This window comes from Halomonas sp. SIMBA_159 (genome assembly GCF_046536035.1).
In the GTDB taxonomy this organism is placed as follows: Bacteria; Pseudomonadota; Gammaproteobacteria; order Pseudomonadales; family Halomonadaceae; genus Vreelandella; species Vreelandella venusta_A.
Genome location: NZ_JAWJBT010001011.1, coordinates 1 through 256, shown reverse-complemented (window position 1 = coordinate 256; position 256 = coordinate 1). Strand labels below are relative to the sequence as shown.

Below are 256 nucleotides of genomic sequence, written 5' to 3'. Positions count from 1 at the left end.
CGTTGAAGAACTCGTACCAGACGTTGGAGATCTGCGTCTCCGACAGCTTCGGCGCCCAGCCCTGTTCGAACATGTTGGCGTAGAACGCCAGCGCCTTGCGGAAGCCCGGGCTGCGGAAGTTGCCGTAGTTGTCGCCGTCTCGCAGCAGCGGGTCGTCCTGCTGCAGCGCGAACGACAACTGCTGCTCGAACTCGTTGAGCGGCATCAGGATGGCATAGCGGTCCGGGCCGACGTGGCGCTTGACCGCCGCCATCGC

The 256-nt window shown here is 64.5% G+C and carries 1 protein-coding gene; it reads right to left on the bottom strand.

Features of this window, described 5'->3' with window-relative positions:
- Positions 1-256, bottom strand: a 256-nt coding sequence (locus R0J87_RS22305) for a hypothetical protein (RefSeq protein WP_498889046.1), incomplete at both ends; no start/stop codon positions are given.